Raw genomic sequence first — 12,632 nt, 5'->3', positions numbered from 1 at the left:
CGCGCCACTGACAACGCACCTGGCCACCGGGCAGGAGACGGCTCCCGCCCGGTGGCCAGCCGGTTCAGCGCAGTGTCTCGGCCCAGTTCGCCGGCACCCGTCCCGCCGGGCCCGGCACCGGCTGGTCCTTCGGGTGGCTCACCGGGGCGGTGAGTTCGGGACCGGAGTCGTAGAGCTCGGAGGTGGTGAAGTTCCAGAACCAGTCCTCGCCGGGTTCGTAGCTCTGGATGAACGGGTGCCCCGTGGACTGGTAGTGGGCCGTGGCGTGCTTGGCGGGGGAGTCGTCGCAACAGCCCACGTGACCGCACTGCGCGCACCGCCGGAGATGGAACCACCAGCCGTCCGCCGCGTCGCACTCCACGCAACCGGCGCCGCTCGGCGGGACGTTGGGGTCGATTCCGGCGATGTCGCTCATGCGGACTCCTCGGGCGTCTCGTTGTCGGCGGCGGTGAGGGGGAGCAGGACCTGGAAGCGGGTGTCGCCCGGCACCGACTCCACCTGGAGGGTGCCGTGGTGCTTGTTGACGACGATCCGCCAGGAGATGTCCAGACCGAGCCCCGTGCCCTCGCCCACCGGCTTGGTGGTGAAGAACGGATCGAAGATACGGCTGCGGATCTCCTGCGGCACACCGGGCCCCGTGTCGCGGAACTCGACCATCAGCTGGTCGCGCACCAGCGCCGTCCGTACCGTCAACGTGCCTTCTCCGCCTGTGCTGTTGATGGCGGAGACCGCGTTGTCGATCAGGTTGGTCCACACCTGGTTGAGCTCCGCCGGGTAGGCCGGGATCCTCGGGAGCGTACGGTCGTAGTCCTTGACGACCTTGATCCGGTCGCCGGTCTTCCCGCCGAGCATCAGCAGGGTGCTGTCGAGGAGTTCGTGCACATCGGCGACCTGGTAGGGCGCACGGTCCAGCTGCGAGTACTGCTTGGCGGCGCCGACCAGGTTCGAGATCCGGGTGGTGGAGTCCTCGATCTCCGTCATCAGCAGCTCGGTCTCGACCGTGTAGCTCAGCCAGCCGACCGCCGCCTGGAGGACGTCCTCGTCCACAGCCGCCGCGACCTGGTCAAGCCAGTCGATGTCGAGACCTGCCTGCACGAACGTGGGCGCGATCTGCCAGGCCTGCATGATGCCGTGGTCGTCGAGCCAGTCCGTGAGCGCGTCCTCGCGGTCGGAGGCCTCCAGGGGGCTCAACGACGGGGCTTTGGCGACCCGTTCGGCCGTGCGCTCCTGAATGTCGATGAGGTTGGCGAGGTCCTCCCGCGAGTACGGGCCGGAGGAGATGACGCGCAGCTTGTGCCGCATCTTCGCCACCCGCTCGCGCAGCGTGGAGGTGGCCCGGACGGCAGCGGCTGCGGGGTTGTTGAGCTCGTGCGTCAGCCCGGCCGACAACGAGCCCAGCGCCAGCAGCCGTTCACGCTGGCTGATCGCCAACTGGGTGCTCTTCGAACCGAAGAAGAGACCCTCCAGGAGGTGCACCGCCATCGGGAACCACTCGCTCATGATGGCCGCGAACGTCTCGGCGGGCAGCACGAAGAACCGCGTCGGCTCCGTCACCCGCATCGAGTTGAGGTACACCTGCTGCACCCGGTCCCCGATGTAGGCCTGCATCGCGCCCGTGTACACACCGCGCTGCGAGGTCCGGGAGACCTCCACATCGTCGCCGCCGACCCGCCGCGACAGCACGACGGTGCCCTCGATCATGACGTAGAAGCAGGTGGCCGGGTCACCCTCGGTGTAGACGGGACCGGCCTCGAACTGCTCCACCTGCCCGTCGCAGCACAGCCTGCCGAGCTGCTCCGGCGTCAGCTTCTCGAACAGGAACAGCGTGCCGATCTCCTGCGGGCTGCACGGCAGCACCTGCCCGCTCATGACTGCTCCAGGTAGCGGTGGACGAGCATCACGGCCATGGCTCCCTCTCCGACGGCGGACGCGACGCGTTTCGCGGACTCGGCGCGCGCGTCGCCCGCCACGAACACGCCGGGAATGTTGGTCTCCAGGTGGTACGGCGCCCGGTCCAACTCCCAGCTCGCGGGCGGCTTTCCGTCCGCACTGAGGTCCGGCCCGGACAGGATGAACCCGCGCTCGTCCCGCAGCACCGACCCGTCCAGCCAGTCGGTCAGCGGGGCCGCGCCGATGAACACGAACATCCATTGCGCGTCGACGAGTTCGGTCGTCCCGCTCTCGGTGTCGCGCAGGGTCAGCTGCTCCAGATGGTCGCTGCCGTGCGCGGCGTCGACCACGGTGCCGGTGCGCACGGAGATGTTCTCGGCCTCGTTGATCTGCTGGATCAGGTAGTACGACATCGACGCGGCCAGCGAGGGCCCGCGCACCAGCAGCGTCACCGACTTGGCGCCCCGGGCCAGGTACATCGCCGCCTGGCCCGCGGAGTTGGCGCCGCCGACGATGTACACGTCGTGCCCCTGGCAGGAGGCCGCCTCGGTCAGCGCCGAGCCGTAGTAGACCCCGCACCCGGTCAGATCGGGCGTGCCGGGCGCCTGCAACTGCCGGTACGACACACCGGTCGCCAGGATCACGGCGTGCGCGGCGACCGTCGAGCCGTCCGCGAAATGCACCACCCGCGCCGACCCGTTGGCCTCAAGCCCCGTGACCTCGCGGGCGGTCAGGATCTCGGCGCCGAACTTTCCGGCCTGCCGCCTTGCCCTGTCCGTGAGTTGGGCTCCGGACACCCCGTCCGGGAACCCGAGGTAGTTCTCGATGCGCGAACTCTGCCCGGCCTGCCCACCGGTCGCCGACCGCTCGACGAGAACCGTCCGCAGCCCTTCCGACGCCCCGTACACGGCCGCGCCGAGTCCGGCCGGGCCGCCGCCGATGACGACGAGATCGTAGAAGTCGGCCGTCGGTGTGGTCGCGAGCCCGACCTCGGCGGCCAGTTCGGTCGCCTCCGGCTCGACCAGCACGTTCCCCTCGGCGGTGATGACGAGCGGCAGCCGCTGCCCGTCCTGCCCGGCGGCGGACAGCAGCCGCAGCCCCTCCGGGGTGTCCGCCGAGTACCAGCGGTACGGCACCTGGTTGCGGGCCAGGAACTCCCGCACGTCCGAGGAGCGCGCCGACCAGCGGTGCCCGACCACCTTCGTGGCGGGCACGGGCCGGTAGTCGCTGTTCCGCCAGGCCTCCAGGAGGTCGTCCAGGACCGGGTAGAGCTTCTCCTCCGGCGGGTCCCAGGGCTTCAGCAGATAGTGGTCGAGGTCGACGACGTTGATCGCGTCGATCGCCGCGTCCGTGTCCGCGTACGCGGTCAGCAGCACCCGGCGCGCACCGGGATAGACGTCGAGGGCCTGCTCCAGGAACTCGATGCCGTTCATCTGCGGCATGCGGTAGTCGGCGAGGATCACGGCCACGAGATCCCCGCGCAGCTTCAGCTCGCGCAACGCGTCCAGCGCGGACTCGCCGGACTCCGCGCGGACGATGCGGTACGACTCGCCGTAGCGCCGCCGCAGGTCACGGGCGACGGCACGGGAGACTCCCGGATCGTCGTCCACGGTCATGATGACGGTCCGCGCGGCTTCGGCGGCCTGTGCCATACGTCTCCCACCCCGAGTGGTCGGCTTCACGGCACGGCGGCGCCGTTGTCACCGCGCCGGCTCCCCACCATCGTATGGTCGATCGCCGCGCGGCGCTCCGCTACACCCGAGACGGGGGCCTCAGGGGCGCCGGGAGCGCAACACGCAGAACTCGTTCCCCTCCGGGTCCATCAGCACCACCCACGACTCCTCGCCCTGCCCGACATCCGCGGTCCGCGCGCCCAGGGCGAGCAGTCGGATCACCTCGGCCTCCTGGTCGTCGGGGCGGAAGTCCAGATGCAGCCGGTTCTTGACCGTCTTGCCCTCGGGCACCGGCACGAACAGCAGCCCCGGGAGCCGTTCCGGCTCCGGTCTGATCTCGAACTCGTCCGACTCCTCGCCCACCACCACCCACCCGAGCGCCTCGGCCCACCAGCGTCCCAGCGCGACGGGGTCGGCCGCGTCCACCACTACCTGCTCCCACTCCAAGGTCATGCGGGCACCGTAGTGAAGACTGGGCCCGACGCACGTGACCGCACCACCGGGAGGCCACCGCATGACACGACCGATCACCGCAGGCGTCGACGGATCGGCGGAGAGTCTCGCCGCACTCGCCTGGGCGGGCCGGGAGGCCGTACGGCGGGGGCTGGCGCTGCGTGTCGTGCATGTCTGGCGGTACGAGGAGCACCAGGCCCTCGACGCGGGGGACCGGGACACCCAGGACCGCTGGGTGCGGGACGCGGCCGACGAGGCCGCCCGGGAGGTCGCCGAACGCCACCCCGGTCTGGACGTCACCACCGACGTCCTGGAGGGCGACCCCGTCGACACGCTGACCGCCGCCGCTGCCGACGCCGAACTCCTGGTTCTCGGCTCACGCGGCCACGGGCCCGTCGTCGGCTTCCTGCTCGGTTCCGTCGGGCAGCAGGTGATCGCCGACTCCGTACGACCCGTCGTGCTCGTGCGCGCCGGGGACGAGGCCGCCGGGGAGGCCGCCGGGCGCGAGATCGTCGTGGGTCAGCACGGGGACCCCGAGGACAGCGCCGCCGCCCTGGGCTTCGCCTTCGAGACGGCGGCGGCGCGGGGAGCGACGGTCCGGGCCGTTCGGGCGTGGACCCTGCCGCCGGTGTTCGCCTACAGCCCCGCCTCCATGAAGCTCCTCGACGACGCCGGAGGCCTGGAACCGTACGAGAAGAAGGGCCTTGCCGAGGCGCTGGAACCGTGGCGGAAGCGCTTCCCCGATGTGCCGGTGGTCGAGCACGTGGAGATCGGCAGCGCGGGGCAGGTGCTGCTGTCGGTCGCGGGGCGCGCCCAGTTGATGGTCGTAGGGCGGCGCGCCCACCGTACGGCGGTGGGCGCGCGGATCGGTTCGGTCGCGCACGGGGTGCTGCACCACGCGGAGTGCCCGGTGGCCGTGGTGCCGTCGCCGGAGGCTTCCTGAGGGTCAGGCGGCCCCGGCCGGGGTGAACGCGCTGCGGAAGCGGTCCAGGGCGCGTTCGCTCTCGCTCTCCGAGGCCCAGGCCTCCATCGCGACCGTGCCGTCGTAGCCGATGTCGGCGAGGGCGCGGGCGATCGCCGGGTAGTTGATCTCGCCGGTGCCGGGCTCCTGGCGGCCGGGTACGTCGGCCACCTGGATCTCGCCGATCAGGTCCAACTCGTGGGCCTTGCGGACGAGTTCGATGAGGTTTCCCTCGCCGATCTGCGCGTGGTACAGGTCCAGGTTCATGCGCAGGCCGGGCCGGTCCACCGCCTTGACCAGGGCCAGGGTGTCGGCGGCCGTCGCGAACGGTACGCCCGGGTGGTCGACCGCGGCGTTGAGGTTCTCGAGCGTGAAGGTGACTCCGGCGCTCTCGCCCAGCTCGGCGAGGCGGGTCAGGGTGCGGTGGGCGGCGATCCACATCGCGCCGGTGGGCTCACCGGTCACCGGAACCACCGGCAGGCCCTCGGAGTCCAGGCCGGTGCCGTGCAAGTTGAGCCGGGGGCAGCCCAGTTGGTCGGCGGCCTTGACCGACTCCTCGGCGGTGCGCAGGAGTTCGGCGGCGCCCGCCTCGTCGGTGAGGCTGCCCCGGATGTAGCCCGTCATCGACGAGAACTCGGCCGGGGTCCGCGTGAGCGCGTCCAGGTCGTGCCGGGTCCAGTCCCAGATCTCGACCTGGAAGCCGGCCTCGTGGATGCGCCGGGCCCGCTCGTGGATCGGCAGATCCCGGAAGACCATCTCGGCACAGACCGCCAACGTGTACATGACTGCTCGCCCTCTTCTAGAACGTTCTAGACGGCAGTAGTACGCCACTGCTGGATTCCCGTGTCAAGGCTTCGCCGGGCATGTTTCTAGAACGTTGCAGTACCGTCGGACCAGCACCTTTGGAGCGACTACCATCCCCGAACGGAACGACACCTCGACCGGAAGGACCACCGTGCCGACCACCCCCGCGGTCCCCGACGGCAAGCGGCCCACCCTGGCCCATGTCGCGGCCCGGGCGGGCGTGTCCGTCGCGCTGGTCTCCATCGTGATGCGCGGGGCCTACGGCGCGAGCGCGACCACCCGCGAGCGGGTGCTCAAGGCCGCCGAGGAGATCGGGTACCGGCCCGACACCCGGGCCAGGGTGCTGCGCAGCAACCGCTCACGCCTGCTCGGCGTGCAGTTCGGGCTGCGGCACCCCTTCCACACCGACCTGGTGGAGGGCATCTACGCCGCCGCCGAGCCCGCCGGCTACCAGGTCGCCCTCAGCGCGGTCGCCCCGACGCGCGGTGAGCGGCAGGCCGTGGAGGCACTGCTCGCCGACCGGTGCGAGGCCCTCGTCCTGCTCGGCCCCGAGGTCCCGGCCGCCCGGCTGGCGCACCTCGCGACCCAGGTCCCGGTCGTCTCGGTGGCCCGGCGGCTGCGGCCCGCCCCACCTGCCGTGGACGTCGTCCGCACCGCCGACGACGAGGGCGCCCGCCAGGCCGTCGACCACCTGGTCGCACTCGGCCACCGCGCCATCGCCCACATCGACGGCGGCAAGGCGCCAGGTGCCGCCGACCGCCGCCGCGGCTACCGCACCGCGATGCACCGCCACGGCCTCGACGACGACATCCGTGTGCTGCCCGGCGGGCTCACCGAGGAGGACGGCGCGCGGGCCGCCCGCACCCTGCTCGGTGAGGCCTCAACTTCCCGGCCCAGTGCGGTACTTGCCTTCAACGACCGCTGCGCGACAGGCGTCCTCGACACCCTCCTGCGGGCCGGGGTGTCCGTCCCCGGGGAGATCTCCGTGGTCGGCTTCGACGACACCAGCCTGTCCCGGCTCGCCCACATCGACCTCACCACCGTCGCCCAGGACGTTCCGCGCCTGGCGGAACTCGCCGTCGGCCGCTCCATCGCCCGCCTGGACGGCGAGGCCGTACCGGACGGGGAGCAGGTCGTCCCGCCCCGCCTCGTCGTCCGCGGCACCACAGCCCCGCCTGCCACAGGCTGATCCGGGTCACTCCGGTGTCGTCGGCTCCAGGGTCTCGCGGGCCTTCGGCAGGATGTTCTTGAGATAGTCGTCGACCGCCGTGTCCAGGCCGATGTCGTGCTGGGCGTGCTCGGACATGTACCAGCGGTGTTCGAGCAGCTCGTGGTAGATCTCGGCCGGGTCCATCGCGCCGCGCAGTTCGAGCGGTACGGCACGCACGGTGGGCCGGAACACGTCCCGCACCCACCGGTGCGCGAGCACCTCGGGCCGGGCGGCGAGGGGATCGCCCGGGGCGTAGTCGTCCTGGGTGGCCATCCAGGACTCCAGGTCGTTGAGGAGTCGCCGGGCCTGGTTCTCCTCGGCGTCCAGGCCGGTGAGGCGCAGGAGTTGACGCTGGTGGTGGCCCGCGTCGACGACCTTGGGGACGAACGTGACCGTGTCGCCGTTGGAGGAGTGCTCGATCTGCATCTCGGCGACGTCGAAGCCGAGTTCGTTCAGGCGCCGGATCCGGCGTTCGATGAAGTGGTACTTGCCCGCTGGGTACACCGAGACCCGGGTCAGTTCCTCCCACAGGCTCTGGTAGCGGGCGCAGATCTCCATGCCGAACTCGATCGGGTCGACGGACGGGTGCAGCGCCCCGGACGCCTCCAGGTCGAGCAGCTCGCCGCTGATGTTCACGCGGGCGAGGTCGAGGTCGTAGTCCCGCTGTCCGTTGCTCAGCGTGGGGTGCAGATCGCCGGTCTCCGCGTCCACCAGATATGCGGCGTAGGCGCCCGCGTCCCGCCGGAACAGCGTGTTGGACAGCGAGCAGTCGCCCCACGCGAACCCGGCCAGGTGCAGCCGCACCAGCAGCACCGCGAGCGCGTCCATCAGCCGGTGCATGGTGGCGGGCCGCAGTGTCGTCTCGAACATCGAGCGGTACGGCATCGAGCCGCCCAGGTGCCGGGTGATCAGCACCGGCTCCAGCGGCTCGCCGGCGGTGTCGACGCGTCCGGTGACCACCGCGAGGGGGTCGACCGCCGGGATGCCGAGCCGGTCCAGGTCGCGCAGCAGCTCGTACTCGCGCAGCGCGGGCCGTTCCGCCAGCTCCTTGACGGCTATGACCTCGCTGCCGGCGCGGGCATAGCGCACGACGTGGCGGGAGATGCCGCGCGGCAGCGGCACCAGGTACTCGTCGGGCCACTCCTCCAGGGGAACATCCCAGGGCAGTTCCAGCAGGAGGACCGGATGCTCCGGATTGGTCGCGTTGATCTGCAGTGCCATGAGGTGACCCTAAAGCGCGTGTTCGCGGGCGCGCTGCGCCGCCTCACGGACCGGACCGGTGTGCAGGGGGCCGTGGCCGGGCAGCAGGGTGTCGGCGTCGAGCGCTTCGAGGGCGTCCAGCGAGGCCACGGCACGGTCGCGCTCGTGATGGAACATGCCGGGCAGCAGCTGCGGTCCCTTGATCCGCGAGGTGGGGTGGCCGCTCACCAGGGCGTCCCCGGAGATCACGATCCCGCTGTCCGGGAGATGGAAGACGCAGTGCCCGCTCGTGTGGCCGGGGGTGTGCACGGGGACGGGCCGGCCGGGCAGGTCGAGCGGGCCGTCCGCCGCCGGGAACGCCTCGGCGGCGGCGACGGGATGCTGTTCGGTGCCGCCGACGCGGATCGTGTGCACCAGCCACGGCAGCACTCCGGGACGCCAGATGTTCTTCAGCACGTCCCCGACGGTCACCTGCTGGAGGAACTCCCGCCGTGCGTGCGGCACTTCGGCCTCGTGCAGGTACACCGGTGTGCCGTGCGTGTCGCGCAGGTACTCCGCCGAACCGAGGTGGTCGTTGTGGGCGTGGGTGATCAGCACCGCCGTGACGGCCTTCGCTGAACTCCCCACCTGCTCAAGGGAGTCGAGCACCAGATGCCGGTCCCCGGGGTACCCGGTGTCCACCAGCGTGACCGCGTCGCCGTCCGTGAGGATCACCCAGTTGGTGTTGCTGCCGTGCACCAGGTAGGTGCCGTCGGCGACTTGGCGTACATCTGCCCGCATGATCGTCCCTCGTGAGGTGGTGCACCGTAGGGGGACAGCCAACCAGACGCCGACGGCCTGGGCTCGCGCGGGGGAAGCCGCCTCCGGCGCCGTCCGCCGGGGGCGGCCCCCGCGTGCGTCCGAAGCGGCCGCCTCTCCGCCTCAGTGCACGCCGTGCGGGCGGAACTGCACGCTGATGCGCGGTCCCGCGGCTCGGGTGGTCTTGGGGACGCAGTGCTCCCAGGTCCGCTGACAGGAGCCGCCCATCACGATCAGGTCGCCGTGCCCGAGCGGGCGCCGCACCGACTCGCCCCCGCGCACGGGACGCAGCAGCAGATCACGGGGTGCGCCCACGGAGAGGATCGCCACCATCGTGTCCTCGCGGGCACCCCGCCCGATCCGGTCGCCGTGCCAGGCGACACTGTCCCGGCCGTCCCGGTAGTAGCAGAGCCCGGAGGTGGAGAACGGCTCGCCCAACTCCCGTGCGTAGTAAGCCGAGAGCGCGTCCCGGGCCTCGGCCAGTACCGGGTGGGGGAGCGTGTCGTCGGCGCCGTAGTAGGCGAGCAGTCGCGGTACGGCCACGACCTGGTCGTACATCTGACGGCGCTCGGCGCGCCACGGCACCTCGGCGGCCAGCTCCTCGAACAGGGCGTCGGCGCCGCCGAGCCAGCCGGGCAGCACGTCGATCCAGGCGCCGAGCCCCAGTGTCGTACGGCGCATCCCGTGGAGGGGGCCGAGGCGGAGCTGGTCGGTCTGGTCGAAGAGGGAGCCCTGGAGGTGGTGCGTGGTCATGGGGCCAGCGTACTCCTTATTCGAATATCTGTTCCCATTTGAACTCCGCTCTTTCGATACATCGGTGTATCGGATACATTCGCGTATCGAACATCGGGACGCGGAGGTCCGGGCATGGTGGCGGAGGCGACGGCCAAGCGTGTGACCAGGCGCCGGGTGCGCACGCGCGCCAATCTGTTGGACGCCGCGTTCGCCGTGTTCGCGGCGAAAGGGTTCGGGCGGGTCTCCATCGAGGAAGTCTGCGAGGCCGCCGGATACAGCCGGGGCGCGTTCTATTCGAACTTCGGCAGCCTGGACGAGCTGTTCTTCGCCCTCTACCGGGACCGCGCCGAGCTGATCGCCGACCAGGTGGCCGGTGCGCTCGCGCTCGACGAGCCCGACCTCGATGTGCCCGCCGCAGTGGACCGGGTCACCGACGTGCTGCTCCTCGACCTGGACTGGCTCCTGGTGAAGACCGACTTCCTGGTGCACGCGGCTCGGGACCCGGCCGTCGCCCAGACCCTCCTCGATCACCGGGCACGGCTGCGCGGCGCGATCGCCGACCGGCTCACCCGGGCGCGCGGACACACGCAACTCCCCGCCGTACTGGGCGACATCGACAGCGTGGCGCACGCGGTGATCGCCGCGTACGACGGAGTCACCACCCAACTGCTGCTCGACAAGGACGCCGAGCGGGCGCGCTCCTGGCTCAAGCAGTTGCTCACCGCGCTGCTGACCGACGGCAGCAACACCCCTGAATGACAACTCACTTGAGAAGGGCAACGTCGCCATGGATGCGGACGTCATCGTCGTCGGAGCCGGGCTGGCCGGTCTGGTCGCGGCCCATGAACTGACCAGCCGGGGACGGCGGGTCGCGCTCGTCGACCAGGAGAACGCCAACAACCTCGGCGGGCAGGCGTTCTGGTCCTTCGGCGGGCTGTTCCTCGTCGACTCGCCGGAACAGCGCCGCCTCGGCATCAAGGACTCCTTCGACCTCGCCTGGAACGACTGGCAGGGCAGCGCCGGCTTCGACCGCGTCGACGACGAGGACTCGTGGGCGGTGCGCTGGGCGCGCGCCTACGTCGAGTTCGCGGCCGGCGAGAAGCGGACCTGGCTCGACGGGCACGGCATCAAGCTGCTGCCCACGGTCGGCTGGGCGGAACGCGGCGATCTGCGCGCCCACGGCCACGGCAACTCCGTGCCGCGCTTCCACGTCACCTGGGGCACCGGCACCGGAGTCGTCGAACCCTTCGTGGACTACGCCAGGCAGGCCGCCCGCGACGGACTGCTCACCTTCTACTACCGCCACCAGGTCGACGAGTTGGTGGTCGAGGAGGGTGAGGCGCGCGGCGTCCGCGGCACGGTCCTGGCCGAGGACAACGCGGCCCGCGGGGTCTCCTCCAGCCGCGAGGCCATCGGCGCGTTCGAACTCACCGCGCAGGCCGTCGTCGTCACCACCGGCGGCATCGGCGCCAACCACGACATCGTCCGCGAGTACTGGCCCGAGCGCCTCGGCACCCCGCCCGCCGAGATGATCACCGGCGTACCGGCCTACGTCGACGGCCGCATGCTCGACATCAGCGCCGAGGCGGGCGCACGACTGGTCAACCGCGACCGCATGTGGCACTACACCGAGGGCCTGCAGAACTGGAACCCGGTCTGGCCCGGCCACGGCATCCGCATCCTGCCCGGCCCGTCGTCCCTGTGGTTCGACGCCCTCGGCCGCCGCCTGCCCGACCCGTGCCTGCCGGGCTACGACACCCTCAGCACCCTCAAGTACCTGCGTACCACTGAGGACTTGGCGGACCACGACCACTCCTGGTTCATCCTCACGCAGAAGATCATCGAGAAGGAGTTCGCGCTGTCGGGCTCCGAGCAGAACCCCGACATCACCGCCAAGGACAAGAAGGCGGTGCTGCGCGACCGGCTGCTCGGCAAGGGCGCCCCCGGTCCGGTGGACGCGTTCCTGCGCAAGGGCGCCGACTTCGTGACCGCCGGGAACCTGGAGCAACTGGTGGAGAAAATGAACCAGTTGACCGACAAGCCGCTCCTGGACGCGGCCGTGGTGCGCCGTCAGATCGAGGCCCGCGACCTCCAGATGGCCAACCCCTACAGCAAGGACTCCCAGATCCAGGGCATCCGCAACGCCCGCCGCTACATCGGCGACCGCCTCGGCCGGGTCGCCACCCCGCACCGCATCCTGGACCCGGCGGCCGGCCCTCTGATCGGCGTCAAGCTGCACGTCCTGACCCGCAAGACCCTCGGCGGCATCCAGACGGACCTGGACTCACGGGCGTTGGCCGCCGACGGAAAGCCGATCGGCGGGTTGTACGCGGCGGGCGAGGTCGCCGGCTTCGGCGGCGGTGGCGTGCACGGCTACAACGCCCTCGAAGGCACGTTCCTGGGTGGCTGCCTCTTCTCGGGCCGTGCGGCGGGACGCGCGGCGGCCAAGCAGACGGCCTAGCGGTACGTGATCGGCCCTGCGGCCCGTCTCCTCACCCCTCAAGGAGGCGGGCCAGCACCGAGGCGTGACTCTGCTCCGGCGACCTGACCGCCGTCACCAGGGTCACCGGTCCCATCCGGACCAAGTTCCGCAAGGTGTGCAGGAGTTGAGCCGCCTCGGGTTCGGCGAGCTCGGCTTCGTAGCGGCTGCTGAACTCGTCGTAGGAGCCCTCGCCCGCGTGGTACCAGCGGCGCAGTTCGGTCGACGGGGTGAGGGCCTTGGGCCACTCGTCGACCCGGGCCGCGTCCTTGGACAGGCCGCGCGGCCACAGCCGGTCGACCAGGACGCGCACACCGTCCTGCGGCTCGGGCGGATCGTAGACACGGCGCACTCGGACGGTCACGGGCGGGGCTCCCTCGGGTGGCGGTGGTGCGGTGAGCCTACGTCCGGGTGGGGAGCGGGGGAGGG

Annotated in this window: 13 protein-coding genes; 4 read left to right on the top strand and 9 right to left on the bottom strand. The window is 71.2% G+C overall.

Translation table 11 applies throughout. The features are described 5' to 3' along the window. Positions 1-64: 64 nt before the first annotated feature. The 4 genes from SPR02S_RS11310 to SPR02S_RS11295 all read right to left on the bottom strand — a co-directional run bounded on the left by SPR02S_RS11310 (position 65) and on the right by SPR02S_RS11295 (position 4,016). Positions 65-415 carry a UBP-type zinc finger domain-containing protein gene (locus SPR02S_RS11310; RefSeq protein ID WP_019057071.1) on the bottom strand — a complete coding sequence of 117 codons (351 nt, stop codon included), beginning with the start codon at positions 413-415 and terminating at the stop codon, positions 65-67. Then, on the bottom strand, positions 412-1,869 hold the full coding sequence (locus SPR02S_RS11305) for an ATP-binding protein (protein WP_019057070.1): 1,458 nt from the start codon (positions 1,867-1,869) through the stop codon (positions 412-414). The genes SPR02S_RS11310 and SPR02S_RS11305 overlap by 4 nt, the downstream gene beginning before the upstream one ends. Further along, on the bottom strand, positions 1,866-3,542 hold the full coding sequence (locus SPR02S_RS11300) for an NAD(P)/FAD-dependent oxidoreductase (protein WP_019057069.1): 1,677 nt from the start codon (positions 3,540-3,542) through the stop codon (positions 1,866-1,868). Before SPR02S_RS11300 ends, SPR02S_RS11305 begins: the two co-directional genes overlap by 4 nt. A gap of 120 nt (positions 3,543-3,662) precedes the next feature. Further along, the gene (locus SPR02S_RS11295) at positions 3,663-4,016 is read right to left on the bottom strand and encodes a VOC family protein (protein ID WP_019057068.1); all 354 of its coding nucleotides are present in this window, start codon (positions 4,014-4,016) and stop codon (positions 3,663-3,665) included. A 61-nt stretch (positions 4,017-4,077) separates the two neighbouring features. Between SPR02S_RS11295 and SPR02S_RS11290 the strand changes: the two genes are divergently transcribed. Further along, a complete protein-coding gene (locus tag SPR02S_RS11290) occupies positions 4,078-4,959 on the top strand; it encodes a universal stress protein (protein ID WP_019057067.1) in 882 nt (293 codons plus the stop codon). A gap of 3 nt (positions 4,960-4,962) precedes the next feature. On the opposite strand, the gene SPR02S_RS11285 is transcribed toward SPR02S_RS11290, so the two are convergent. Further along, positions 4,963-5,760 (bottom strand): TIM barrel protein, encoded by a 798-nt coding sequence (locus tag SPR02S_RS11285; RefSeq protein WP_019057066.1) that lies wholly within the window; start codon positions 5,758-5,760, stop codon positions 4,963-4,965. A 172-nt stretch (positions 5,761-5,932) separates the two neighbouring features. Here SPR02S_RS11285 and SPR02S_RS11280 point away from each other — a divergent pair, with 172 nt between their 5' ends. Then, a complete protein-coding gene (locus SPR02S_RS11280; RefSeq protein WP_019057065.1) occupies positions 5,933-6,970 on the top strand; it encodes a LacI family DNA-binding transcriptional regulator in 1,038 nt (345 codons plus the stop codon). 6 nt (positions 6,971-6,976) lie between these two features. Here the strand turns inward: SPR02S_RS11280 and SPR02S_RS11275 are convergent, their stop codons facing one another. The 3 genes from SPR02S_RS11275 to SPR02S_RS11265 all read right to left on the bottom strand — a co-directional run bounded on the left by SPR02S_RS11275 (position 6,977) and on the right by SPR02S_RS11265 (position 9,742). Then, positions 6,977-8,212: a DUF4032 domain-containing protein gene (locus tag SPR02S_RS11275; RefSeq protein ID WP_019057064.1), complete on the bottom strand. Its 1,236-nt coding sequence runs from the start codon at positions 8,210-8,212 to the stop codon at positions 6,977-6,979. Positions 8,213-8,221: 9 nt separating this feature from the next. Further along, on the bottom strand, positions 8,222-8,971 hold the full coding sequence (locus SPR02S_RS11270; RefSeq protein WP_019057063.1) for an MBL fold metallo-hydrolase: 750 nt from the start codon (positions 8,969-8,971) through the stop codon (positions 8,222-8,224). Positions 8,972-9,112: 141 nt separating this feature from the next. Continuing rightward, positions 9,113-9,742: an alpha-ketoglutarate-dependent dioxygenase AlkB gene (locus SPR02S_RS11265; RefSeq protein WP_019057062.1), complete on the bottom strand. Its 630-nt coding sequence runs from the start codon at positions 9,740-9,742 to the stop codon at positions 9,113-9,115. Between the two features lie 114 nt (positions 9,743-9,856). On the opposite strand from SPR02S_RS11265, the gene SPR02S_RS11260 reads away from it, so the two are divergent. Both SPR02S_RS11260 and SPR02S_RS11255 read left to right on the top strand, forming a co-directional pair. Continuing rightward, a complete protein-coding gene (locus SPR02S_RS11260; RefSeq protein ID WP_019057061.1) occupies positions 9,857-10,483 on the top strand; it encodes a TetR/AcrR family transcriptional regulator in 627 nt (208 codons plus the stop codon). A gap of 28 nt (positions 10,484-10,511) precedes the next feature. Further along, the gene (locus SPR02S_RS11255; protein ID WP_019057060.1) at positions 10,512-12,185 is read left to right on the top strand and encodes an FAD-binding dehydrogenase; all 1,674 of its coding nucleotides are present in this window, start codon (positions 10,512-10,514) and stop codon (positions 12,183-12,185) included. 31 nt (positions 12,186-12,216) lie between these two features. Here SPR02S_RS11255 and SPR02S_RS11250 read toward each other — a convergent pair whose 3' ends face one another. Further along, a complete protein-coding gene (locus SPR02S_RS11250; RefSeq protein ID WP_019057059.1) occupies positions 12,217-12,567 on the bottom strand; it encodes a DUF488 domain-containing protein in 351 nt (116 codons plus the stop codon). Positions 12,568-12,632: the final 65 nt, after the last annotated feature.

Origin of the sequence: Streptomyces prunicolor NBRC 13075 (assembly GCF_000367365.1) — a bacterium.
GTDB lineage: Bacteria > Actinomycetota > Actinomycetes > Streptomycetales > Streptomycetaceae > Streptomyces > Streptomyces prunicolor.
Note: the sequence above shows the minus strand (reverse complement) of the source record. Positions and strands in the feature narration are given on the sequence as shown.

Excerpts from the sequence above, each read along its gene's own strand:
- SPR02S_RS11310 (WP_019057071.1), bottom strand. The coding sequence starts at position 415 with ATGAGCGACATCGCCGGAATCGACCCCAACGTCCCGCCGAGCGGCGCC.
- SPR02S_RS11305 (WP_019057070.1), bottom strand. The coding sequence starts at position 1,869 with ATGAGCGGGCAGGTGCTGCCGTGCAGCCCGCAGGAGATCGGCACGCTG.
- SPR02S_RS11300 (WP_019057069.1), bottom strand. The coding sequence starts at position 3,542 with ATGGCACAGGCCGCCGAAGCCGCGCGGACCGTCATCATGACCGTGGAC.
- SPR02S_RS11295 (WP_019057068.1), bottom strand. The coding sequence starts at position 4,016 with ATGACCTTGGAGTGGGAGCAGGTAGTGGTGGACGCGGCCGACCCCGTC.
- SPR02S_RS11290 (WP_019057067.1), top strand. The coding sequence starts at position 4,078 with ATGACACGACCGATCACCGCAGGCGTCGACGGATCGGCGGAGAGTCTC.
- SPR02S_RS11285 (WP_019057066.1), bottom strand. The coding sequence starts at position 5,760 with ATGTACACGTTGGCGGTCTGTGCCGAGATGGTCTTCCGGGATCTGCCG.
- SPR02S_RS11275 (WP_019057064.1), bottom strand. The coding sequence starts at position 8,212 with ATGGCACTGCAGATCAACGCGACCAATCCGGAGCATCCGGTCCTCCTG.
- SPR02S_RS11270 (WP_019057063.1), bottom strand. The coding sequence starts at position 8,971 with ATGCGGGCAGATGTACGCCAAGTCGCCGACGGCACCTACCTGGTGCAC.
- SPR02S_RS11265 (WP_019057062.1), bottom strand. The coding sequence starts at position 9,742 with ATGACCACGCACCACCTCCAGGGCTCCCTCTTCGACCAGACCGACCAG.
- SPR02S_RS11260 (WP_019057061.1), top strand. The coding sequence starts at position 9,857 with ATGGTGGCGGAGGCGACGGCCAAGCGTGTGACCAGGCGCCGGGTGCGC.
- SPR02S_RS11255 (WP_019057060.1), top strand. The coding sequence starts at position 10,512 with ATGGATGCGGACGTCATCGTCGTCGGAGCCGGGCTGGCCGGTCTGGTC.